The sequence below is a fragment of the Microcoleus sp. AT8-B5 genome (assembly GCF_036705565.1).
Lineage (GTDB): Bacteria > Cyanobacteriota > Cyanobacteriia > Cyanobacteriales > Microcoleaceae > Microcoleus.
The window spans coordinates 79590-101874 of the sequence record NZ_JAUBUY010000007.1 but is presented as its reverse complement, the minus strand read 5'-3'; the positions used below and the strand labels follow the sequence as shown (position 1 = coordinate 101874).

19 protein-coding genes are annotated in these 22285 nt (G+C 46.4%); 4 read left to right on the top strand and 15 right to left on the bottom strand.

What is annotated here, in order from left to right; genetic code table 11:
• From QUB39_RS07325 to QUB39_RS07275, 11 genes are all read right to left on the bottom strand, one after another.
• Window positions 1-730: tetratricopeptide repeat protein (locus tag QUB39_RS07325; RefSeq protein WP_333278470.1), on the bottom strand; the 730-nt coding region annotated here is incomplete at its 3' end.
• Window positions 731-915: 185 nt separating this feature from the next.
• Window positions 916-1518 (bottom strand): Uma2 family endonuclease, encoded by a 603-nt coding sequence (locus QUB39_RS07320; protein WP_333208321.1) that lies wholly within the window; start codon window positions 1516-1518, stop codon window positions 916-918.
• A gap of 267 nt (window positions 1519-1785) precedes the next feature.
• The gene (locus tag QUB39_RS07315; RefSeq protein ID WP_333208320.1) at window positions 1786-2304 is read right to left on the bottom strand and encodes a Ycf51 family protein; all 519 of its coding nucleotides are present in this window, start codon (window positions 2302-2304) and stop codon (window positions 1786-1788) included.
• A gap of 150 nt (window positions 2305-2454) precedes the next feature.
• Window positions 2455-3516 carry an adenylate/guanylate cyclase domain-containing protein gene (locus QUB39_RS07310; RefSeq protein ID WP_333208319.1) on the bottom strand — a complete coding sequence of 354 codons (1062 nt, stop codon included), beginning with the start codon at window positions 3514-3516 and terminating at the stop codon, window positions 2455-2457.
• Window positions 3513-3887, bottom strand: coding sequence for a response regulator (locus QUB39_RS07305; protein WP_015177895.1), 375 nt, complete (start codon window positions 3885-3887; stop codon window positions 3513-3515). Before QUB39_RS07305 ends, QUB39_RS07310 begins: the two co-directional genes overlap by 4 nt.
• Window positions 3880-7611, bottom strand: a complete 3732-nt coding sequence (locus QUB39_RS07300; protein ID WP_333208318.1) for a response regulator — start codon at window positions 7609-7611, stop codon at window positions 3880-3882. Before QUB39_RS07300 ends, QUB39_RS07305 begins: the two co-directional genes overlap by 8 nt.
• 300 nt (window positions 7612-7911) lie before the next feature.
• Window positions 7912-10425, bottom strand: a complete 2514-nt coding sequence (locus tag QUB39_RS07295; protein ID WP_333053228.1) for an MASE1 domain-containing protein — start codon at window positions 10423-10425, stop codon at window positions 7912-7914.
• Window positions 10426-10982: 557 nt separating this feature from the next.
• Window positions 10983-12323, bottom strand: a complete 1341-nt coding sequence (locus tag QUB39_RS07290) for an ABC transporter substrate-binding protein (RefSeq protein WP_333208317.1) — start codon at window positions 12321-12323, stop codon at window positions 10983-10985.
• Between the two features lie 65 nt (window positions 12324-12388).
• The gene (locus tag QUB39_RS07285) at window positions 12389-12580 is read right to left on the bottom strand and encodes a hypothetical protein (RefSeq protein WP_333053225.1); all 192 of its coding nucleotides are present in this window, start codon (window positions 12578-12580) and stop codon (window positions 12389-12391) included.
• 232 nt (window positions 12581-12812) lie between these two features.
• The gene (locus tag QUB39_RS07280) at window positions 12813-13127 is read right to left on the bottom strand and encodes a hypothetical protein (protein ID WP_333208316.1); all 315 of its coding nucleotides are present in this window, start codon (window positions 13125-13127) and stop codon (window positions 12813-12815) included.
• A 186-nt stretch (window positions 13128-13313) separates the two neighbouring features.
• The gene (locus QUB39_RS07275; RefSeq protein ID WP_333053224.1) at window positions 13314-13448 is read right to left on the bottom strand and encodes a hypothetical protein; all 135 of its coding nucleotides are present in this window, start codon (window positions 13446-13448) and stop codon (window positions 13314-13316) included.
• Window positions 13449-13509: 61 nt separating this feature from the next.
• On the opposite strand from QUB39_RS07275, the gene QUB39_RS07270 reads away from it, so the two are divergent.
• Both QUB39_RS07270 and fmt read left to right on the top strand, forming a co-directional pair.
• Window positions 13510-13737 (top strand): hypothetical protein, encoded by a 228-nt coding sequence (locus tag QUB39_RS07270; RefSeq protein WP_333208315.1) that lies wholly within the window; start codon window positions 13510-13512, stop codon window positions 13735-13737.
• Window positions 13738-13877: 140 nt separating this feature from the next.
• Window positions 13878-14891: a methionyl-tRNA formyltransferase gene (gene fmt / locus QUB39_RS07265; protein ID WP_333208314.1), complete on the top strand. Its 1014-nt coding sequence runs from the start codon at window positions 13878-13880 to the stop codon at window positions 14889-14891.
• A 253-nt stretch (window positions 14892-15144) separates the two neighbouring features.
• Here fmt and QUB39_RS07260 read toward each other — a convergent pair whose 3' ends face one another.
• From QUB39_RS07260 to QUB39_RS07245, 4 genes are all read right to left on the bottom strand, one after another.
• The gene (locus tag QUB39_RS07260; protein WP_333208313.1) at window positions 15145-16386 is read right to left on the bottom strand and encodes an exonuclease SbcCD subunit D; all 1242 of its coding nucleotides are present in this window, start codon (window positions 16384-16386) and stop codon (window positions 15145-15147) included.
• Between the two features lie 238 nt (window positions 16387-16624).
• Window positions 16625-17200 (bottom strand): Uma2 family endonuclease, encoded by a 576-nt coding sequence (locus QUB39_RS07255; RefSeq protein WP_333208312.1) that lies wholly within the window; start codon window positions 17198-17200, stop codon window positions 16625-16627.
• 88 nt (window positions 17201-17288) lie between these two features.
• Window positions 17289-18566 carry an ATP-dependent DNA ligase gene (locus tag QUB39_RS07250; RefSeq protein ID WP_333208311.1) on the bottom strand — a complete coding sequence of 426 codons (1278 nt, stop codon included), beginning with the start codon at window positions 18564-18566 and terminating at the stop codon, window positions 17289-17291.
• Between the two features lie 315 nt (window positions 18567-18881).
• Complete coding sequence (locus QUB39_RS07245; RefSeq protein ID WP_333053215.1) at window positions 18882-19937, bottom strand: acyltransferase; 1056 nt, start codon at window positions 19935-19937, stop codon at window positions 18882-18884.
• Window positions 19938-20145: 208 nt separating this feature from the next.
• Here QUB39_RS07245 and QUB39_RS07240 point away from each other — a divergent pair, with 208 nt between their 5' ends.
• Both QUB39_RS07240 and QUB39_RS07235 read left to right on the top strand, forming a co-directional pair.
• Window positions 20146-20451, top strand: coding sequence for a glutaredoxin family protein (locus QUB39_RS07240; protein ID WP_333053321.1), 306 nt, complete (start codon window positions 20146-20148; stop codon window positions 20449-20451).
• 199 nt (window positions 20452-20650) lie between these two features.
• Window positions 20651-22144: a UDP-N-acetylmuramoyl-L-alanyl-D-glutamate--2,6-diaminopimelate ligase gene (locus QUB39_RS07235; protein ID WP_333208310.1), complete on the top strand. Its 1494-nt coding sequence runs from the start codon at window positions 20651-20653 to the stop codon at window positions 22142-22144.
• Window positions 22145-22285 lie beyond the last annotated feature (141 nt).

Below are 22285 nucleotides of genomic sequence, written 5' to 3'. Positions count from 1 at the left end.
TCCAGGCTTCGTGATAATTTGGTTTGATTTCTAAGGCTTTGTCGTAGTCGGCTATCTCCTCTTCAAATCTGCCTAAACAACCCAGTGCAACGCCCCGATTGTTCCAGGCTTCGTGATAATCGGGTTTTAATTCTAAGGCTTTGTCGCAGGAGGCGATCGCATCTTCAATCCTGCCTAAATTATACAGTGCAATGCCCCGATTGTTCCAGGCTTCGTGATAATTTGGTTTGATTTCTAAGGCTTTGTCGTAGTCGGCTATCTCCTCTTCAAATCTGCCTAAATCATCCAGTGCAATGCCCCGATTGTACCAGGATTCGTGTTTATCTGGTTTGATTTCTAAGGCTTTGTCGTAGTCGGCTATCGCTTCTGACAATCTGCCTAAATTAACCAGTGCATTGCCCCGATTGTGCCAGGATTCGTGATAATTTGGTTTGATTTCTAAGGCTTTGTCGTAGTCGGCTATCGCTTCTGACAATCTGCCTAAATTAACCAGTGCATTGCCCCGATTGTTCCATGATTCGTGATAATCTGGTTTGATTTCTAAGGCTTTGTCGTAGGAGGCTATCGCCTCTGTATATTCTTGAGCAGATTCATACAATACACCTTGTAAAAAAAACAATTCGGCTTTTTGTTCTGGCGTTTGTCCCTCTAGATTAATCAAAATTTGAATCATCACCAATTCCTGTTTTTGTGGGAAATTTAAAGTTTGTTTGTTTTCTATATTCATCATTTATTCCTCTTCATCAAACTCTTATTTTTTCAAGTATAACCCTAGGGTGCATCAGGGATAAATCCTTGAGTAATTGGTTAAAAATTTCGGCCATGACGCACCTTAAAATCACTATTTTATCAGGTGCGTCGCTATAAGATTGTCGAAATTTAGTTAATAATTTTTCATGGCGACACACCCTACCACTAGGCTAATAATACCTGAGCCGCCGTCAGCACTAATTCTGGAAAAGTGGGCGAAACAATTTGTTCATTCTCTATAAACTGAGTGCGGTGATATTTGCCTTCAGCATCTAGCGAAAAAACAAATGCCGTCGGATTTTTCGGGTTTCCCAAATACTCTCTTTTGCCAATTGCTAAATAATCAATAATCCAGTATTCAGCAATCCCCAAGCGTTCATATTCATCTAGCTTGTCAACATAATCGTCTTCCCAATTAGTTGATACTACCTCCACTGCTAACTGAATCGGCGATTCGAGTGCGGTATAGGATTTGCGTTCATCGCGCCACAAAGTGCGATCGATAACACTGACATCAGGAACTCGTCCTTGTTCTATACCTTCTTTTGTGGTAGTTTTAATCGTGATGCCTCGCTTGACTACATTGTTGAGTTTCAGCCGATCGCACTCTCGATAAAACTGTCTGTCTGTAAATTCAGCCACGTCATCGGGATTTCTGGTAGTTGCCATTTTGACAATCTCTCCGTTCACCAATTCATAAATACCATCTTCCGGGCAAATAGCAATAAATTCGTTAAATTTTAATTTTTGTTTGGTGGTTGCAATCATTGTTTAAATAATCCCTAAAGTTGCAGCCATATCCTCCGGTTCTGCGTTACCAGGCTTTGCTTGGAAACGATTAGTTTCTTAGTCTCGCGTTGCGCGGACTTTGTTTGTGTAGTAGCGATTCCAAATTATTTTTTCATCACTTACGCACTACGACTAAAGAAACCGGGTTTTTTACCGAATCTGCGCGTTACAACGAAGTATTTTTGTAAAAAACCCGGTTTCTGCTCTCCCATGCGTAAGTCCTAAGAATGCTGCCGCACCCTATTTTTAAGCTTGATACTTTTTCAGAATAGCAACTTTTTCCGGGAAGATTTCGATCGCCATTTTGTCATCATAACGAGTCGCGAGCGATCGTCTCACCTCGCCCAAAAACAGCGGCTGCGACAGCCCAGGTTCAGGATGTACCACTGTACGAACCCGGATTGTCATGTAGTCTCTGCCACGCCCAGAGCGCCCTGGAGAGTACAAGTCCGCAGCCGCTTGCTGCATCGTTGCTTCTAATTCCGATTCCGTGATCGTAGGTGGCACAGTAACTACTGTTTGAGCGCCGCCAGTATCGTAAACTAAAGAATAGCGCACCGCACCCGGAATTTCTGTACGGGAAAACAGTCCCAAACCCAGACCAAATATACTCGCAGCAATCACACCCATAAAGCTTGTCACTCCTACCAATCGGAAGCGAAAACCCCATTTGAAGATAAATGCTATAACTGTTAGAATAGCTAAAGCTACTGTCAGAATTCCCGCCCATTCGGCGTAGATTAAAAGGTTAGAATTTACGCTCATTTGTCAATTTGGTAATTGGTCGTTTGGTCATTAGTCATATCGTTTCCCGTGGGATGGGCACGATCGAGTCAAAGTCAATAATTACACATTCCCCGACTCCCCACTCCCGACTCCCCACCCCCCATTATTCCGGTGCAACCGGAATTAATATCATGAGGCGTTTCGGGCCACAAGCAGATAAGTCATCATATCGCCTTTCCCCTTCACTGGAATCACGCCGCGCTCCTCAAAAACGTACTTACCCCGCAGGCGTTCGTAGGTAGCAACTGTCACCTGAATGCTGCCGGGGACGCCTTGAGATTCCATCCGGGAAGCTGTATTTACCGTATCTCCCCACAAATCGTAAGTAAATTTTTTAGTACCGATTACCCCAGCTTCCACGGGGCCTGTGTGGATGCCGATGCGGATGCTGAGCGGCTGACCTCCCTTGGTACGCATCTTAGTCATTGCTGCTTGAATTTCCAGGGCCATTTCCGCGATCGACTCGGCGTGGTCGTCGCTGGGCGTCGGCAAACCGCCAACCACCATATAAGCATCGCCGATCGTCTTAATTTTCTCAAGTCCGTAGCGCTCGGCCAACTCGTCAAAAGCTGAAAAAATCTCGTTGAGCAACTCCACCAATTGGGCCGGCGATAAATGAGCCGAAAGCTTAGTAAAACCGACCAAATCGGCAAACATCACTGTCACCTCAGCGAAACTGTCGGCGATCGTACTTTCCCCGTGTTTGAGGCGCTGCGCGATCGCCCTCGGTAAAATATTTAACAGCAAACGCTCGGACTTTTCCTTTTCCTGGGCCAACTCATGTAAATACGCCTGTTCCTTATCCCGCAGTCGCTTCTTTTCCAGACAAGCGCTAATCCGAGCCTTGAGCAATACCGGATTGAACGGTTTAGAAAGATAATCCTCCGCCCCCAACTCTATACACCGAACGATACTGTCGATATCGTCCACCGCCGAAATCATAATCACCGGGATGTAGCGCAACTTTTCGTCCGCCTTCAGACTTTCGAGCACCTGATAGCCGTTCATTTGCGGCATCATAATGTCTAGGAGAACCAAATCAAAAGGATGGTTTCGCAACATTTCCAGAGCTTGGAGACCATCTTCAGCAACAGTCACCACATGGCCTTGACGCTGAAGTCGGCGGGCCAGCAAATCGCGGTTTACCTCATTGTCGTCAACAACCAGCACGCTGCCCTCGTCACCTTTCATGTCAGGGCCTCTTTGAGAAGAGTTTCAATTTTACCCAAAAGTCGGGGAAACTCGACCGGTTTAGTGTCATAGTCATTGCAGCCTGCAGCAAGACACTTTTCACGATCGCCCGCCATTGCGTGAGCCGTCAGCGCAATCACCGGAATCCTGCTAGTTTCAGGAGCCGCCTTAATTTGCTGCGTTGCTTGCCACCCGTCTAGAACCGGCAGACTCATATCCATCAGAATCAAATCTGGTACTTTCGCGAGCGCCATCGACACCCCCTCAGCACCGTCAACAGCAATAAAGACCTCGTGTCCCTTGCGGGCCAGACGCCTGGAAAGCATATCCCTGTTCATTTCGTTATCTTCGACCAACAGGATTTTAGCCATTGGTGTTCTCCTTGCCTTTCGAGTCGTACCTGCGATCGAACCTGTCATTGACTATAGAGCGAACATCGCGCAACAAAGTATCGCAACTGTAGACTCCCTTTTGTAGCACCCGCTCGACGTAGCCGTTTAGCTGCTGGCTTTCGGTCGGTGTCAAATTTTTCCCCGTGATCACAACAATCGGTATAGGATCTCCCGAATGGGATTTACGAATTTCCCCGATCAACTCAAAACCATCCATTTCTGGCAACATCAAATCCAGTAATATCAGGTGCGGGCGAGCAACTTTTAGCCGATCGAGAGCAGCGCGTCCGCTATCAGCTTCCGTTACTGCCCAGCCTTGTGTTTCTAGTACGCATCGCAGTATTTCGCGCGTGGCAACGTCGTCTTCCACAATTAGAATCTGACAGGTCAAATTGTTACTTGCAACGCCGTCTTGGTCGCGTCGGTACTTGTTCAACAAGGCAGCCAGCCGTTTGCCGTCCACTGGTTTGGTGAGGTAGTCCGAGGCACCCAATGCAAAGCCGAGGCTTTTGTTGCCCACAAAGGATAGCAGGATTACGGGAATTTCGGCAAGGTCAGGATCTGCCTTCAGCGCTGAGAGTACCGCCCAGCCGTCCATTCCGGGCATAATCACATCCAGGGTAATGGCGTCTGGCCGTAGTTGCTTAGCCAGCCGGAGAGCTTGCTCGCCGCCGCCGGCGACTTCTACGTGCAGTCCTTGGCGACTGAGGGCGCGCTGGATTAAATCCCGCGAGATCGGGTCGTCGTCAACTACCAGCACCGTGCCGATAGCGGGGGCGTCGGGAGGGTTTGTGCTGTCGTGAACTTTGTTGGGGATTTCCGGATGTTTGATGGCTTTGGGCAAGAGCACGGTGAAAGTGGTGCCGGAGCCCAAGGTGCTGCTGACTTCTATGCTGCCGCCCATCATTTGACAGAAGCGCTGGCTGATTGCTAGTCCCAAACCGGTGCCGCCGTACTTGCGAGTAGTCGAGGCATCAGCTTGGGTGAAAGGTTGGAAAACTCGCTGCAATTGCTCTTTTGTCATGCCGATGCCGGTGTCGGCGACGCGGAAACTTAAAAATTCGGAGTTGGAAATTAAAATTTGGGAAGATTCCTCTTGATTTTTCATTTTTAATTGTTCATTTTTAATTCTTTCCACTCCGATCGCAATTCTCCCGTTTTGTGTGAACTTAGCAGCGTTGCTGAGCAAGTTAAGCAGCACTTGCCGCACTTTGGTCATGTCCGCGTGCATGGTGTCGAGGTTGTCTGGACAGTAAACTTCTAGGGTATTACCGTTTTTCTCGACCAGCGGCCTGGCCGTGGCAACAGCACTTTCAATTAAGCTATGAATGTCGAAGGTTTCTAAGTAGAGATCCATTCGGCCTGCTTCAATTTTAGAAATATCTAGGATGTCGTCAATCAGGGACAGCAGGTGTTTGCCGGCGCAGCAGATTTTTTCGAGGTCAGGGACGGATTCGCAACTGCCCAATTCTTCGGCTTCTTCTTGGAGCATTTCGCTGTAGCCGATTATGGCATTGAGGGGTGTGCGAAGTTCGTGGCTCATGTTGGCGAGAAATGTGCTTTTTGCCCGGTTGGCTGATTCTGCTGCTTCTAGGGCCAACTGCATGGCGGATTCTGCTTGTTTGCGATCGGTGATGTCTTGGACTGTGCCTTCGTAGTACAAAACCCTGCCGTTTTCGTCGCAGATGCTGCGCGCGTTTTCGGAAATCCAGATTGTGCTACCGTCTCGGCGGTATATTTGGGATTCAAATTTTGACACTTGGCCGCGCGCGCCCAATTGGGCCATAAACTCGGCGCGCCGATTGGGGTTCACGTAAAATTGATGGTTGATATCGGTGAGTTCGGCAAGCATTTGGGTACTGGATTCGTAGCCGTAAATTCGAGCTAGTGCGCTATTGCCGCTGAGGTAGTACCCGGAAGGCGTTGTCTGGAATATGCCTTCGACTGCGTTTTCAAAGATGCTGCGGTATTTTGTTTCGGATTGTCTCAAGGCTGCTTCTGCTCGCTTGCGCTCTAGGGCATTGGCGAGCATTTCTCCTACCATTTTTAGCTGTGTGGATATTGTGGATATTTCGGTTCCTCGACCTGCTGTTTGCTTTAAGCCCTCGAATCCGAGAAATCCTACTAGGTTTTTACTACAACTAATTAGGGGAATAATTATCAGCGATTGGATATTTTTTAGGTGTTTTTGTGATTCTAATTTATTGATGGAAGCGCCCATTGCAGGTATTGAGGCGGTTGCTGTTTCATTGACTGTTTGGGATGGGGAGTCTGTCTGGAATTGGGCTGGATTTTTACCGATAAAATAGGCAATTTCGGCGATTGCTGAGGGCGGGATTTCGCCAATTTCTGGAATATAGAGGCATTCGGCGCGATCGAGCTTTTCTGCAATCCAAGGGATTTGTGCGATGTCTATTGGTTTGTCGGTGCTGTTTTTGACTGCCGGAATGCTTTCGCCGCACCACTCGTAGGTTTTGTCGGCGCGGGTTTTGTCGAATGATAACAGGTAGATGTAACTGCGGTCAAACCCGCTCAAGGTGGCGATCGCTTCTAGGGTTTGATCGATGCCTTTGTCTATTTCTGATAAGGGCTGGCTGATGAAATGGGTTGACAAACGGGCAATCAATTGAGCGAATTCTCTTCGATACTGCAAAGATTGTTCTTCTTTTTTGAGTTCGGTAACGTCTCGAAAGATCCAGACTCTACCGACTGTTTTCGATCCGACTTTTGATGGCAACGAATTTAATTCAAAAATTTTTCCGTCTTTAAATTCTAATAATTCGCTGATTTGAGTATCTGAATCTGCCGACACTTTAATCGCGTTTTCGAGAAATATTTGCGGGTCTTGTAATTGTTCCCGGGCGTTGGGTAATCCTGTTTCGATCGTGTTTTTGACTGTGCCGAAGGTCGATCGGCTCAACTTTCCTTGGCTGGCGGACAAACCCCACATCTCTAGAAAATTCTGATTATAATTACATATATTGCCGTTTCTGTCAACCGCCAAAATTCCTGCATCTGTAGATTTTAGAACTGCTTGCAGTATCGAGAGCGATTGCTTGTGTTCTCTAATGTCAAAAATGTCAAAAAACACCAAGACTGATATTTCGCTGCCCTCAACGGCGGGATGGAAAAAATAGGAAACTGGTAAAATCTTGCCGTCGCGACACAAAAACTCGTCGTCCCAATTGTTGCAAGGTTGACCCGAAGCGATCGCCTGTTGTAAATCTAGTGTAGGTGCGATCGGCCTATCTTCACTCTTGCTTGCCGACTGTTTCGGAGCCGTCAAAACTTGGGATTTGTTGCCTTTGTTTTGCTTTCCGATGCGCTCTAGCAGGGAAACGCCTGCAAGTTCCGACTCTCGCCATCCCAGCAAGCGTTCTGCCTCTGGATTCACCGAGATTACACAGCCCTTTGCGTCAAGGATACACAATCCCGCTCCCCAACTGTTGACACTCGCCCGCAGTCGATCGAATTCTGAAGCTGTTGGAGAGTCTTGAGGGGACTGGGGGGAGTCTGTTAAATCCTTTAACGCCACTGTCTCGTTGTTCAAGCAATCCTGCTGCTGAAGTTCTTGCTGATTCTGAACTCCGTCATAGCTACAACTTACCTGCTCTAATAAAAGCTGCCACTGCTCAGCAGTGGGAGGAGGAGACTCGCCGACTAAACCGAGCTGTTCGAGTTGGCGCTGGAGGTGGGGGTGCATATTTTCTGGCACTTTGTAGGCAACTTTCTACAGTATATCTTTTTAATTAATAGTATATATACGTAGGTATACGGTTAGGGGAAAACTACGCGATCGAAGTCTATCACAGGTTTTCTTGAGAAGCCGAGGGATCATCTCTGCTCTCCAAAATCTTTCAAACTGCGCTAATTATATTTATATCCTAATGGCTTTATTGATTTGGCTATATGTGGAATTTTTTGATACGTGATAGCGAAATAATCAGCAAATTGCGGAGGCTAATAAAACCGACAACGCTCGAAAAGAAATGTCAATAAATTATTATTTGTCAGACTTTTCGGTTGAGATGGAAAGTTCGGTGAAAATAGCTGGCAGCCGAATAGTAAAGGTAGAACCTTTGTCCACCTCGCTGAATGCGGTAATGTCTCCGCCCATCATTTCGCAGAATTTCTTAGTAATCGTCAGCCCCAAACCAGTGCCGCCGTACTTTTTAGTAGTTGAGGAATCTGCTTGGGTGAAAGGCTCAAAGATTCTGGCTAACTGTTCGGGACTCATGCCAATGCCGGTATCTTTGACCGTAAAAATGATCCAATCTTGAGCGGAAGATAATAGAGACAAGCTATTTTCATTTTGGCCACCTCCTCTATACGCTCCAAGTGTTTTGCCTTTCTTTGCAGAGTCGGCAGGGGGTTCGACGGATCGGGTAACGGCAAAGGTAATCGCGCCGGAGCAAGTAAATTTCGCGGCATTGCTGAGGATGTTGAGCAGAGACTGCCGGAGTTTAGTCAAGTCGGTCTGCATTGAGCCAATATCATCGGGGCATTGTATTTCTACAATATTGCTATTTTTGTCTGCCATCGGCGCGATCGTGGCAACTACTTCCTCAACCAGAGTTGAAATGGTGAAGGTTTCGAGGTCGAAGTCGATGCGACCTGCTTCAATTTTGGTCAAGTCGAGAATATCTTTAATCAGCGCGAGTAGGTGCTGGCCGGCCGTGTTAATTCTCTGGAGGTCGTCGATGAACTCTTCGGCACCTAGGTCTCGGGCGTCTTCTTGCAGGATCTCGCTGTAGCCGATGATGGCGTTGAGGGGGGTTCTGAGTTCGTGACTCATGTTGGCGAGAAAAATGCTTTTGGATCTATTTGCAGCTTCGGCGGCTAATGCGGCGCGGCGGAATTCTTCGGAACGCAAGCGTTCGGTGATGTCGGTGGTCATGATTAAAACGCACTGAGTGCTGCCGAGGTGGATGAGTTCCACTGACAGCAGCCAGTCGCGCACTTCGCCGGCTTTGGTGCGAATTTTGATTTCTTGGTTGCTGATCGAATTTTGTGATTGCAAAATCTGGGCGAGCCGCCCCCCGTCTTCTGAATTGACAAATATTCCTAAGTCGCTGGGAGTGCGGCCGAGAAATTCGTGCCGCAGCCAGCCTAATGAGCGCAAAAAGCTTTCGTTGGCGTCGAGGAAGCATCCATCTGTGAGGGTGCAGATGCTGATCCCGACTGGGGAGGCGTGAAAGGCTTTGGAAAATCTTTCTTCTGAAGAACGCAGGGCGGCTTCGGCTTGCTTTCTGTCTGTGATGTCTTGGACGGTGCTGGTGATGTAGAGGGAGGTGACGGCGGCTTGTTCGTAGACGGTGCGGTTGCTACCGTCGGGGAGTATGAGCCTGTAGTCGATGCTGTAAGGCTGTTGCTGAAATAAAGCGGCTTCGATCGAGGTTCTGACTAATTCTCTGTCTTCCGGGTGCACGTATTCCAAGAAGGCTTCCAGGCTGGGTTCAAAAGTTCCGGGTTCCTGTCCCAGGATGCGGTAAATTTCCTCTGACCACCGCAATTGCTGGGCGTTGCGGTCTAAGTCCCAGTTGCCTAGCTGGGCGATGCGTTGGGCGTTAGCGAGGCTGGCTTCGCTGGCGCGCAGGGAGACTTCTGCTTGGTGGCGTTCGGCGACGGTGGCAGCTAAGACTAAGCCGGTGACGGCGATGACGGCGATGAAGGCTTGCAGGGATAACAGTGCTTGGGGGATACTGCTGGCGTGTTTGAGGAAGGGGCCGCTGCCTCGGGCGATACCCCAGATGGCGAAGCCGCAGAGGATGAAGTTGGAGAGGGCGGTGTAGCGCTGACCGAATCGAAAGGCAGCCCAAACTACTAGGGGAAATGGTAGGTATTCGAGGGGATAGCGGGCGTAGGCGGCGCGGGTGCGGGAGCAAAAGACGAGCCAGCCGACTGCTAGTAGCAGCAGCAGCCAAATCGCTCGTTCAGCTATCTGTTTGCGATGGGTGGGGACTTTGGGCAATTGTTGCCACGTCAGTAGCAGCGGGGCGACGAGCACAATTCCCATGGCGTCTCCGACCCACCAAGTCCCCCAAATCGTGCCAAAATCGCTCCAGCTAGATATACCACTCAGGCATACGAGGATGCTGCCGATGGTGGAGCTGATCAGGGTAGATCCCAAGGCTGCTAGTCCGACTATTCCTAAAACGTCTTTGAGCCGATCGAGCCCGGCGCTAAAGTTAAGGCCTTGGAGTAGATAAGTTCCCGTCCACGCTTGCAGGCTTCTGGCGCCTGCCGATATCAATGCCGTGGCGATGTTGGCCGACGGTACGCTCATGCTGAACAGGAAGCCTCCGATCGCGATTCCCGGCCACAGTTGCCGCCCAAACAGCAGCAGGGCGACTTGGGCAATTCCTGCTGCTGGCCACATCGGGTAAATTTCTGAACTGAGGGTGAGGGTGGAAATGGCGAATTGCGACGCCCAATAGTAGACCAGGGCGATCGCGCCTACTGCGAGGAAGTACCGCCAGGAATGTCCTTTGATTGCGTTAAGGAACTTTGTCTGCATGGTCGTTTGGGGAAAAGGTGGACGGTTGTTGGGGTCTCAGTATGTGGCACGGGACAGGCACAGGGTAGAGAAAATGTTTCTATTAGGTGATGGTAGGTCATGGGTGGTAGGTACTGGGAGAAGCTTTTGAGCTAACTTTTTGTGGTGCCGTTGAGGGAGCGGTTTTTTTGTTCGATCAAATCTGCCCATGAATTTCGGGAGTATCGCTTTTTTGTAAATATATCTCTAATGGCTAAGCAATTGGTTTGTAAATTTTGGTTTTTGTTAAAAATTTATTACCGAGCGACAGCGGGTGTCTTTTTGTGTCGGGCGATCGTAACTCAATGCACCCTAACATCTTGCACCCCGATCGATAATACCTAAAATACCTAAAATACCAATAACAGAGACGTAAAATCTCTGCTTTTAGGTATGTTTGGGTCAATAAACACGGTTTCTGATTAGAACAGCAGGCGGTAGTTATTTTCACTAGATTTTTAACCAATCAATCAAGGCTTCAAGTCTTGCGCTTGGATACAGTGAAAGCGGATATATTACAGCAAAAAAAAATTTTTTGTCTATTTCTCTTTGGCTGTTGCAATATCTAAGGTTAGTGTCAAACGCTCTTGAGATTCTTTAAGGGCGTCTTGGGGGTTGCGGCCGAGAAGGGTTGCCTCTATGGCGCGACCGAGGTTTTCTGATAGGCGGGAGTAACCTGATATAATGGGTCGCGCTCTAGCTGAGTTCATTTGTTCTAAAAATACTTGCAAAACAGGGTTTTTTTCCACAAAGCTTTGATAAGCTTGGCTCTGTCTCGATTTTAAGTTAATGGGTAAATAACCTGTTCCCAATGCCCATGCTGTTTGGAATTCTTCACCTATAACGTATTCTAAGAATACTAGGGCTGCTCGCTCTCGTTCTGGCGAGGTTTTCATTAAAAATAGGTTTTCACCCCCTACGACGGCTGCGGGGCGTTTGAGGATGGGTAAAGGCATTGCTCCGTAGTCGATCGCGCTTTGCTGCAACTGTGCTAGCGTCCACGGCCCGGTGATTTGCATGGCGACTTTCCCGGCGATGAAATTGTCGAGTTCGTAACCGCGTTCGGGTGCTGACAATATTGCTGAACCTTCTTTTAACAAGTCGCTCCACAATTCTAAGGCGGCGTGAGAACCGGGATTATCTATTTGGGGTACAGGATTTTGAGGTATTTCGCCTTTGAGTTCGCCCCCTGCACTGAACATGAATGGCAGCCAGGTAAATACTGTCCATTCTCCTTTGCCTAGGGGGAGCACTATGCCGTGTTGGTCTGTGCGGCCGTCTCCGTTGGTGTCTCGCGTGAGCGATCGGGCTGTTTGCTTTAATTGCGCCCAATTCTGGGGCACTTTTTTGATTCCTGCTGCTGCAAATAAGCTGGGACGGTAAAATATGGCGACGTTGTTTGTGCCTAGGGGAACTGACCAAATGTGTCCGCCGAGTTCCATTGACTCGAAGAGTGCCGGGTAGATTTCGGCTTTCCGGGGCGATTTGTCGATCCAGTTTTCTAACGGCACAATTGCGTTTAGTTCTGCTAGTTTTCCGGCACTTGTAGGACTATTCCACAGCAAATCCGGCGGTGCATTTCCAACTATTGCTGTTAGAATTTTTGGCAGTTGTTGGTCGGGCTGACCGATGTAAATTGGTTTGATCTGGATGTTGGGATGTGTTTTGTTGAATTTGTCTGTGAGGGCTTGAAATACGTCGCGATTGGGGGGGGGATTGATGCCGTGCCACAGTGTGAGTTCGATCGGTTCGCCGTTTTTCGATGCGGGGGTTGTGCGGTTTTGACAGCCGCTTAATATTAGCAAATTTAAGGTAATTAAAATGCAGATCGCTAGTTTTAGTGGTCTTTTAATTGCTTTGGATAATTTGGAGAATATCATTTTTTATTTAGATTCAGGGAAGCAGACTTTTTTAACTGCAGATGAACGGGGATGGACGCGGATAGTTAGAGGTTGGTAAAACGAGCTAAATCTCGAAAATCTGCTGGTAGCTGATTTCTCTCTCCATCGGAGGTGTTTTGAAACAAAACAGTGAAAGCTCCTGCTCCTAGTCTATCTTGCGGCCACATCCGATAGCAAGGAATTTCTGTCAGGTGCGATCGATATTTTTCTAAATGAGGAACAGTGACTGGCCCCAATTCGGGGAATTTGCTTAACTGCCCTTCGCTGACTTGTTCATTTTATGCAGTTGAATAAGTGCAGCTCATGTATGCAAGATAACTTTGGGGCTCTACAATTTTAGCAGAATTGGCTAAAATTATTTTTTGGCGATTGGCATTGCTGTTGATGGTGACATTACAGCGGATTCCAGGTTTATAAAGTACACCCCAGAAACCGGGTTTCTTCTGGATTTCTCGCCAGAAACCGGTTTTATTCAAGAAACCCGGTTTCTCTGTACTTCACTGGAAAGTGCTGTATGAAAGCAGCCGGGTGCTTGTCTCTTTTTGCTAAGAGTGATTTACCAATACAAGGAGCATCTACTATTACTAAATTAGCCGTTTGTGGTATTTTTTCGGCAAGTATTTTTGAATCGACGTTGGCGGCGGCTGATGGTTGAATTTGGCAGCGTCTTAAATTAGAGATCGACATTCCCATGCGTTTGCCTATGGCTTCGTTGCACAACAGCAATTCTGGGTTTAATGTTTTCCAGGCAAATATACTTTTTCCTCCGGGGGCGGCGCACATATCTAATATTACTTTGATTGGCTGCGGTATTGTTAATAAGATAGAGGCGGCGAAGATTGAGAAAAAGTCGAGACAGTAGTAATGTTCTGCTTGATGTAAGGAATGTTTTCCCGGCTGGGATTCTAAGGCTAGTCTATCTACAAATTGGGGTTGCCAAGAAACTGGAATTTCGAGATTAAATGGGTTTTATGTTGGTTGTGGTTGCAGCCACAAAATAGCAGAATTAAAAGCTTGGGGATTAGTGACGGCGTGAATAAAGTTTTCTTGTTCGGCGGTGTAGGCAAATAAGCTGCGGCTGAGTTTTAGCAGAAAATTCGACAATTATTTTCCTGTTCTAGTAGATATGCTAAAATTGAAATTAGCAGTAAAAAATGTAGATTATATGAAAATTTTTACTAAAACAGTTCTAGTTAACTTGGGAAGCATAGATGCAAATGTTGTTGCGTATATAAAACTCATTGGTTTTGAGCGATCGAGTTGGGCTGCACCTGAGTATCAATCGAGATTTTTTTTGCCGATCGCACAACTCGGAACAATTATAGAAGTGTATAATCTAGAAGCAAACTATTATTGTTTTAGCCGATCGATAAATATTACACGAGTCCGGTGAGTGAAAATACTCATAAACTCGCTTGTATCATAGCTGCTACGCGCTGAATAGTCTGTATAATATACTATGGTTTTTTGCCATTACCTAATTGACGACTAATGAGTAATGACTGAGGACTACTTACTAATAACGAAGAATCTATGAAAATTGTTTTTTTTGGCACTCCCGACTTTGCTGTCCCTACTTTATCCAGTTTGTTAAGCCACCCAGAATTTGAGGTTGTGGGTGTAGTGACTCAGCCGGACAAACGCCGGGGAAGAGGCAATCAATTGATGCCTTCACCTGTAAAAGATGTGGCTTTAAATCACAGTCTCCCGGTTTTGCAGCCGCAACGAATCAAGAAAGATGCTGAAACCATTGCCAAATTGCGAGAAGCGCAGGCGGATGTGTTTGTGGTGGTAGCTTACGGCCAGATTCTTTCTCAAGAAATACTCGATATTCCTAATTTGGCTTGCGTTAATGTTCACGGTTCAATTTTGCCGAAGTATCGCGGTGCGGCGCCGATTCAGCGCTGTCTTTTTGACGGGGAAAAGACAACAGGAATTACTACTATGCTGATGGATGCTGGGATGGATACTGGGGCGATGCTGTTGAAGGCTTTTGCTGGGATTTCGCTGTTGGATAATGCTGATTCTTTGGCGGATAGGTTGGCGGAAGTTGGGGCGGATTTGTTGATAGAAACGTTGGTGAAATTGAGGGACGACAAAATTGAAGCTGTTGTTCAAGATGATGCTGAGGCGACTTATGCGCCGATGATTAAGAGTGCCGATTATGTGCTGGATTGGTCGAAAAGTGCGATCGCCCTTCACAATCAAGTTAGGGGCTTTTTCCCGGATTGCACGACGACTTTTCGCGGCAATTCTCTGAAGGTGATAGCTACTGTGCCCGTCGGGCCGGAATATTGGCTGCAAATGCCAGCAGATTTGAGAGTTTTGGAACGCGAATGGCCTGTTTTAGCCCAGTTGTCGGGCGCAAATGGGGAAGTTGTGAAGGTTGTGAAGGGCTTGGGGGCGATCGTCCAAACCGGTGATGGTTTATTATTGTTGCGGGAGGTGCAGTTAGCGGGGAAAAAGGTGCAGTCGGGAGTGGATTTTGCCAACGGAACTCGGTTGGTTGTAGGGGAAGTTTTTGGGATGGTTGAAGTTAAGGAATGAGAATTAAATAACTTCCACAAGTTTGTGGGATGGGCGTCCCGCCCGTCCAAAAAAGACGGGCGGGACGCCCATCCCACAATAACAATTAAAATTGTAAGTTCTTTAATTCGCGATCCTAAGTAAATGAGTGGTAGGGAGAAACCGGGTTTCTGCGAATCATTTGGGTTGAGTAGGAAAAATATAGGAAAAAACCCGGTTTCTGAGATTGTGTGGTAGGGAAAATTTACATACCCGATCTTACCTAAAATTCTACCTAAAATTCAACTAAAACTTCCTCCGTACCACCCAACAAACCCTGCGCCGCCTCTAACATACTCTCCGCAACATCTTTCAAATCTTCGCGACTTGCCAGATAAGTTTTCAAAGCTTCTAAGGGTTCTATACTATTATTAGCATTCAATTCTGGTAAACGCGGCCTTGCTAACTGACTGACTAATTCCGGCTGGATTGTATAGCTGTGCGCTTCGCCCAGAAGTGCGTGCAATTCAGCGTTGTCGATTAAATCTAATTGTTCGGATCGCAATTGGTAAATTAATCTCACAACCGCATCTTGTATCTCTTTCTTGCTAATAGCTTTAACTAACTCGGCTTGCGGATTTTCCGATTCGGAAACATTCACTTTAATCGTCTGAAACACCCGCACTGGCAAAGCGCAAAATTCCCACTCTGCTTTCCCCCGTTCCAAATTAACTAACACAAAACCTTTATCTTCTTTCTCTTCGCTAAAGTCAACTCGTTCGATACTTCCGGGATAAATTACGGGCGGATTGTTGTCAGCGTTGAGATTTTGGTGTTTGTGTACGTGGCCGAGAGCAACGTAATCAAAACAAGGACGAGTTAGCATGGAAACGGGAATGTTAAAACCTTTGCCAACTGCTAAAAAACGTTCGGCGCCCAGACTTGCTTTATCTGCCATTAAGTGCGCTAAAAGTACGGTTGGTATGTCGGGGTTGAGGCGGCGGATTTCGCCTTCCATTGCGATCGTCAGTTTTTCGGTTAATAATTGGTTAACATCGCCCATAGACAGGCTTTCAGTCTCGGAACGTGTCATTAAGGTCGATCGAGTCAACCAAGGCAATGTTACCACCTGTACGGGCCCGCTGCGGGTTTGAATCAGGTGAGTGTCCAGGCGATCGCCTACAATAAACTTAGGTATCCCCAAAGTCCGGTAAATTCCCAAACTCGCGCCGCCTTGTCCCTGAGAATGTTGGTCGTGATTTCCTACTAGCAAAACCGTCGGAATTTGCGCGTCCACCAAGCGGCTGAATTGGCGGGCAAAAGCCTCTTTTACAAACGGTGGAGGCGTCGAATCCGGGAAAGCATCGCCGCCGAATATGACTAAATCTACGGGTTCAGAAATTGCTCTGTCCATACATTTACTCAGCGTCGCCGCAAAGTCTTCCAGCCGCGTATTTAAACCGGTTTCTGGATTAATCCGCCCGTGGGAAAAGCCGCTGCCCATGTGGATATCTGAAAGGTGTAAGATTTTAATCATTGTTTTTTCTATTTGTTAGCTATCGTTTTGGTTCGGAGTGAGGACTGATATCATGTCCGGTCGAGCGAGATCGATTTTTGTAGGGGCGGGTTCACCAACAATACCTGCCAATAATTGACAATCTCCAAAACCCGCCCCGACCGAGATATTATGGTTAATCGATCGGACATCATATGAAGTCATCAGAATCAGGACTTGCATTCCTCACTACGAACCTAAGAAAGGTTTTTTTCATACATCACAATATGATGCCTGGGACTTTTTGATAAATTTCGCTAATTGCACAACTAAAATCCGCACTAACAAATTCTACTCTATCTCCTTGTCGGTAAATCTGAGAAACCCAGTTCCCCTCAGCATTGAGTCTAAAACATTCAATTTTGATTTCGGATTGAGTGATTAACACGTATTCTTGCAAACTCGGAGAAGTTTGGTAATCGACAAATTTATCCCCCCTGTCAAAAGCTGCTGTTGAGGGCGACAATACCTCAACTACTAAAGATGGATATAAAATGAAATCTTCAGTAGTTGAGGTATCCCTTTCGTCGCAAGTCACCGCTACATCAGGATAGTAATAGCAATTTGCCTCTTCCAGTCGGACTTTTATATCTGATGATAAAACTAAGCAGTCAGTGTTATCTAAGTGATTTCCCAGTCGCCTTACTAAGTTGCTAGCAATAATAATGTGAGGCTTTTTTGCCCCCGTCATTGCATAAACGTGTCCGCGTCTGTATTCGTGTTTGATGGGGCTTACTCGCTCGCCTTCTAGGTACTCTTCTGGGGAGATGTAAAAATTATTTTTGCTAACAAACATTGATGTTTCCTCCAACCTTTTTATTTACCACTATTGGTTAATAATCGCACACCAGGCTGGGAAACGTCACTGCAGTTTCCCTACAAATTTAACAAAACTCCAGAAATCGGGCGTGCCACAGTTTGCCGCTTTCCGTCAAACCCTGCGATCGCACTTTAATTTTGACATTTTTGGGGTTAGCCTCGTAGAGTCGGGCAATTTCCTGCATTTCCTCCGCGCTAAACCCGGTTCCCACGGTTCCTACTGGGACTAATTTGCCATCAATTTCTTGCGCTACTTTGACGGCGCTAAACGGCCGCCCCGCAACTTTTGTCGCCGTCAAACCCACAATAAATAAATCGTGTTCTTGACAGTATTTAGTCCTCACCATCGGATATTTCTTAACATCTTTGCCGCCGACATACTGGCAGTTGTGCAACACCCAAACTTCGCCTTCTCTATTTTCAGATTCCTGCTGATTTGCCAGGACGAGTTTTTCGGCGGTGGTGCGAAATGTCGGTACAACTTCAAAGGCTGGGGATATATTTGCCAGAATTTCGCCAACTTCAACTCCCGCTGCAATTCGTTCGGATTCTGCCACGGTAGTTAAATCATTGCCTTTGAAAAACAAACTTTTAAAAATGGCATAAATTGCGCTGGGCTGGATTGTGGGAAAACCGCTTTCAATATTAACTGTAGCAGCTTGCGCGCCGGTGCGGTGTTCGCTGCCGGTACAGCTTTTGTAATACAGTTCGCCGTCTAAAATAAAGGTGCCAATTTTAGCGGCTGTGTCGATTAATGCCTGTTCAATTTCAATCGATGCTTGTTGCCGCAGGTTAGTCGATCGCGATTGGTAGTATGCTTTATCTGGCGTCGCGATGACCACTACTCGATTGCCGTCGCGCTTTGGCTGTCCCCAATAATCGGGATTTTCGATGTAATAAGAACGTTCGCTCGGCGCGTCCACCGGCTGCATGGTGACAATCCTTCCCGGCTGCAAATGCGGTGGCAATTCGGGAACTACGGGGTCATTAACAGTCTCTATTCTGGCAGCGGTAGTTGATTTTGCAGCAGGAGCAAGATTGGTGGTAGATTTGTTTGGAGTATTGAGGGCGATCGGCTTTTCTCCTGTTTCCAATTCAAACGCTCTTTTCCAAAAGCCGATCGCCATTTCCGGGTATCCTTCCGACTCCGCGCACAGTGCAAAACCAATAACTTTTGCCGTACCGATGCCGCGCCCGTAATCAGCTAAATACTGCACTGCCCCCGCTTCTCCCATCAAGTGCAATTCTCGCTGAACAATGCGATTGTTCCAGCGTTCTCGAATGTCGCCGCTAATTTTTTTGGCTGCTTTTCGCTTGGCTTCTGCGTATTCGGTGCAGTCCATACTGCCTCCTTTATGTAGGGCTATTTCTATACTATACTAAAGCTTGATTTATTAGTCAATCGTAATTGGAAAATTAGTTGGTGTGAATAAATTTAACTTTTTCATTGGTGAACTAGATTTATTTTTTTACCGCAGAGGCGCAGAGGGCACAGAGGAAGAGCAGAAAGAGAGTAATCTAAACTCTCTAATCCCCAATCTAAAATTGATATTAGGTAGCCCCAAAAAATGCTACTGTAGGCAAGAGCGAAACGATGATAATCATCCCTCCCTAATCTAAAATCTAAAATCTAAAATCTAAAATCTAAAATTGTATGATTATCCCCTGGCACCTGTTATCACTTGGAAAAATTTAGGCGTGTACCTTTGTAAAAGACTACCCGCAGCCAGCGTTAGTAAAGTGGAAATTGTCAATATCAACAAATAGTGTATCATGACAGTTATCGAATTTGGCGTTTTTGACAATTTCTCAAAAACTTCCTTCAAAACTGTTACCGTCGGTTCGTGAGAAGCATAAACAAAAAATGCCAAACCCGAAAGATTTAAACACACCTTTTGCAGCTTCCCACCTACCAAATCGGCAGCGCACCAAATCGCCATCGTACCTACTACTCTGGTGCAGCATTCAAACAGGTGTTGGAAAGTTTCTATTTCGGATGTTTTCATTATTGCCAGCACAACAGCCATCGCTAAGTATATGCTTACGATCAAACTTTTTCGTCGATTGATCCAAGTTAAATCCAATTTTTGAACAGCAATCAGACATCCCAAATAAAAGAACAGTGGCCCCAACCACTGGATTTTAATAAAACCAAGTTGTAATTTCAGCAACCAAGGCGCGGCAAACAAAGCCAAACCTAGATAGGGTATCTTTCTAGCTACCAGTAAAAATACCGGAGATAGAATCACCATCGCGATTAAGTCCCGGACATACCAGAAATGAAATGCGATCGGATAACCGTTTCTGTACCCCGTCAAACAATCTATAAAATTGGCGAAGCTGTAGTCTTCAATGTATTTTTTGTAATGACCTTGAATAATAGAAGTTGTTGCCGGTATGTTCAAGACAATTAAGACCATTGCCAATAAAGCTAAGTTCCAAAATAAATAGGGAACCAGGAGAGTCCAAAACCGAGACTTGAGCTTTTCTTGGTAAGAATTTAGCGATAAGTTAAAACTTTTGAAAAAAAGAAATCCTGAAATAACAAACAAAAAAGAAACGCAGGAACCACCCCAAGTGCTCGCAATAAAAGTCTGGAAAAAATTGTCAGCATATCCCACAGAATTTATAGACGAGTGAATAGTAACAATCCCAATAATTAGGGGGAGACGTAATAATTTAATTTTCCCAGAAATTTCAGGCGTAATTTGCATTTTTTACTGACCGAGTGTATGGATAGATCGACCTGTATTTACATTGAGATGGCAAATTACCGTAATCGGTTTGCCGTCAATGCTAAGATAACATCGGATCGCGCATTGCGACCAATAAAGCCGTGAGTTGTGTCTTACTCGCGTTGAGTTAGCCCAATGGCGATCGCAGGTTTGATAATTTAAGATCGAGTTTAATTGTACTCTTATGATGCGATTGATTTTGTACACCAAACCCGGATGCCACTTGTGCGAAGGGTTGCAAGAAAAACTCGAACAGATTGAAAGCCTGAAGTTTCAACTCGAAGTCCGAGATATTACCGAACGCGATGACTGGTTTCAAGCTTATCAGTACGAAGTTCCAGTTTTGTTTAAAGCGCAGCCCCAACCAACAAATTCTGCTGGCGAGGCTGCATTCTCCCCTGAAGAACTTTTACCCCGTCCTTCTCCCCGCTGTAGTGTCGCCCAATTGGAGCAAATGTTACAGAAATATTTGCAAATCGATCTGTCACAATAATACAATTTACCCAAAAACTCAGGTTTTAATCCTGACTTCGGGGTGCTCGGTGTGCAGCTTACTCTAGGGCGAGAGCTTTTACACCGCGCACCAAAAAAACTTAGGCTTTGCACCGCCCACAGCAAAAACCTGTAGAGAGTGGCTCAAACAATGTGTTCCGCCAGTCATATTCAAGACATCCAAGTGAGGAGTTTTTCAGATGAAATTGAGAGAATTATTAGCAGCAGTTCCCAGCATTTCCTTTGACGCCCAACATCCCGCCCTCGATGTCGAAGTCAAGGGTTTATCCACTAATTCCCACGCTTGTCAGGCGGGCGATTTGTTTTTGGGAATGCCGGGAACTCGGGTAGATGGCGGAGATTTTTGGCAAAGTGCGATCGACTCTGGTGCAGTTGCCGCCATAATTTCCACCCAAGCAGCCGAGAAAACACCTTCCAAAGGCGGGGGTAGTTGCGTCATCGCAGCAGCGGATATGGCTCAAGTTTGCGGTCAAATAGCCACTGCTTTTTACGGCAATCCAGCTAGCAAATTAAAACTTGTCGGCGTTACGGGCACTAACGGCAAAACTACAACCACTCATTTAATCGAATTTTTGCTCAATGAAATGCAGTTGCCGACGGCGATTTTTGGCACGCTTTACACTCGCTGGCCGGGCTTCCAACAAACTGCACTTTACACCACACCTTTTGCAGTTGACCTGCAAAAGCAATTAGCAGAAGCTGTAGTCGCCGGATGCAAACACGGCGTGATGGAAGTCAGTTCCCACGCCCTAGCGCAGCAGCGAGTTTTGGGGTGTAGTTTTGAAGTTGCTGTCTTTACAAATTTGACTCAAGACCATCTCGATTATCACCGCGATATGGAGGATTATTTTGAGGCTAAATCGCTTTTATTTGGTTCCGATTACCTCGCAAATCGCGCTGTGATTAATATTGACGATACCTACGGGCAGCGGATAGTTGAAACCCTCAAATCTGACCTAGTTTGGAGTTACAGCACTAGCGACAAAACTGCTGATTTGTATGCTTCAGATTTGCAGTATCAGCCTAATGGAGTTAAGGGAATGCTGCACACTCCGAAGGGTGAAACAGCTTTTTCTTTGCCTTTAGTCGGTCAGTTCAATTTATCAAATATGTTGGCTGCTGTTGGTGCTGTTTTAGAATTGGGTTTAGATTTGTCCGCCATTGTGGAGAAATTATCTCAGTTTTCGGGAGTTCCGGGACGGATGGAACGTGTGCAAATTAGCCCGGAACAAGATATTAGCGTTATTGTTGATTACGCGCACACTCCCGACAGTTTGGAGAACTTGTTGAAGGCGTCGCGGCCGTTTATTCCGGGTAAGATGATTTGCGTGTTTGGCTGCGGTGGCGATCGCGATCGCACTAAGCGCCCGATTATGGGTAAAATCGTTGCAGAATTAGCCGATTTAGCTGTTGTTACTTCCGACAATCCGCGCACGGAAAATCCCGATCGCATTTTGGAGGATGTTTTAGCAGGAATTCCCGCCGCAGTAAAGCCCGTCGTGATGTGCGATCGAGCCGCTGCAATTCGCACTGCTATTATGGACGCTCAACCGGGAGACGGTGTGCTGATTGCAGGAAAGGGACACGAAGATTATCAAATTTTGGGCACCGAAAAAGTCCATTTTGACGATCGAGAACAAGCGCGAGATGCCTTGAAAGCCAGAATGAATTAGGTTAAATGAATTCGGTTAACAGTTAACTGTTAACAGTTAACTGTTAGCTGTTCGTGGGCTGTGAAATTTGTTGTATTTTTAAGTATTGATAGGACGATAGAATCTGATTGGCACTAGATTATATCTGATTAATCCTGAGAC

Coding starts and splice junctions, on each gene's coding strand:
- QUB39_RS07270 (WP_333208315.1), top strand. CDS start 13,510: ATGAAAATTTTTACTAAAACAGTTCTAGTTAACTTGGGAAGCATAGAT.
- QUB39_RS07260 (WP_333208313.1), bottom strand. CDS start 16,386: ATGATTAAAATCTTACACCTTTCAGATATCCACATGGGCAGCGGCTTT.
- QUB39_RS07315 (WP_333208320.1), bottom strand. CDS start 2,304: ATGAGCGTAAATTCTAACCTTTTAATCTACGCCGAATGGGCGGGAATT.
- QUB39_RS07235 (WP_333208310.1), top strand. CDS start 20,651: ATGAAATTGAGAGAATTATTAGCAGCAGTTCCCAGCATTTCCTTTGAC.
- QUB39_RS07250 (WP_333208311.1), bottom strand. CDS start 18,566: ATGGACTGCACCGAATACGCAGAAGCCAAGCGAAAAGCAGCCAAAAAA.
- QUB39_RS07245 (WP_333053215.1), bottom strand. CDS start 19,937: ATGCAAATTACGCCTGAAATTTCTGGGAAAATTAAATTATTACGTCTC.
- fmt (WP_333208314.1), top strand. CDS start 13,878: ATGAAAATTGTTTTTTTTGGCACTCCCGACTTTGCTGTCCCTACTTTA.
- QUB39_RS07280 (WP_333208316.1), bottom strand. CDS start 13,127: ATGTGCGCCGCCCCCGGAGGAAAAAGTATATTTGCCTGGAAAACATTA.
- QUB39_RS07310 (WP_333208319.1), bottom strand. CDS start 3,516: ATGAAAGGTGACGAGGGCAGCGTGCTGGTTGTTGACGACAATGAGGTA.
- QUB39_RS07240 (WP_333053321.1), top strand. CDS start 20,146: ATGCGATTGATTTTGTACACCAAACCCGGATGCCACTTGTGCGAAGGG.
- QUB39_RS07290 (WP_333208317.1), bottom strand. CDS start 12,323: ATGATATTCTCCAAATTATCCAAAGCAATTAAAAGACCACTAAAACTA.
- QUB39_RS07320 (WP_333208321.1), bottom strand. CDS start 1,518: ATGATTGCAACCACCAAACAAAAATTAAAATTTAACGAATTTATTGCT.
- QUB39_RS07255 (WP_333208312.1), bottom strand. CDS start 17,200: ATGTTTGTTAGCAAAAATAATTTTTACATCTCCCCAGAAGAGTACCTA.
- QUB39_RS07295 (WP_333053228.1), bottom strand. CDS start 10,425: ATGCAGACAAAGTTCCTTAACGCAATCAAAGGACATTCCTGGCGGTAC.
- QUB39_RS07300 (WP_333208318.1), bottom strand. CDS start 7,611: ATGCACCCCCACCTCCAGCGCCAACTCGAACAGCTCGGTTTAGTCGGC.
- QUB39_RS07305 (WP_015177895.1), bottom strand. CDS start 3,887: ATGGCTAAAATCCTGTTGGTCGAAGATAACGAAATGAACAGGGATATG.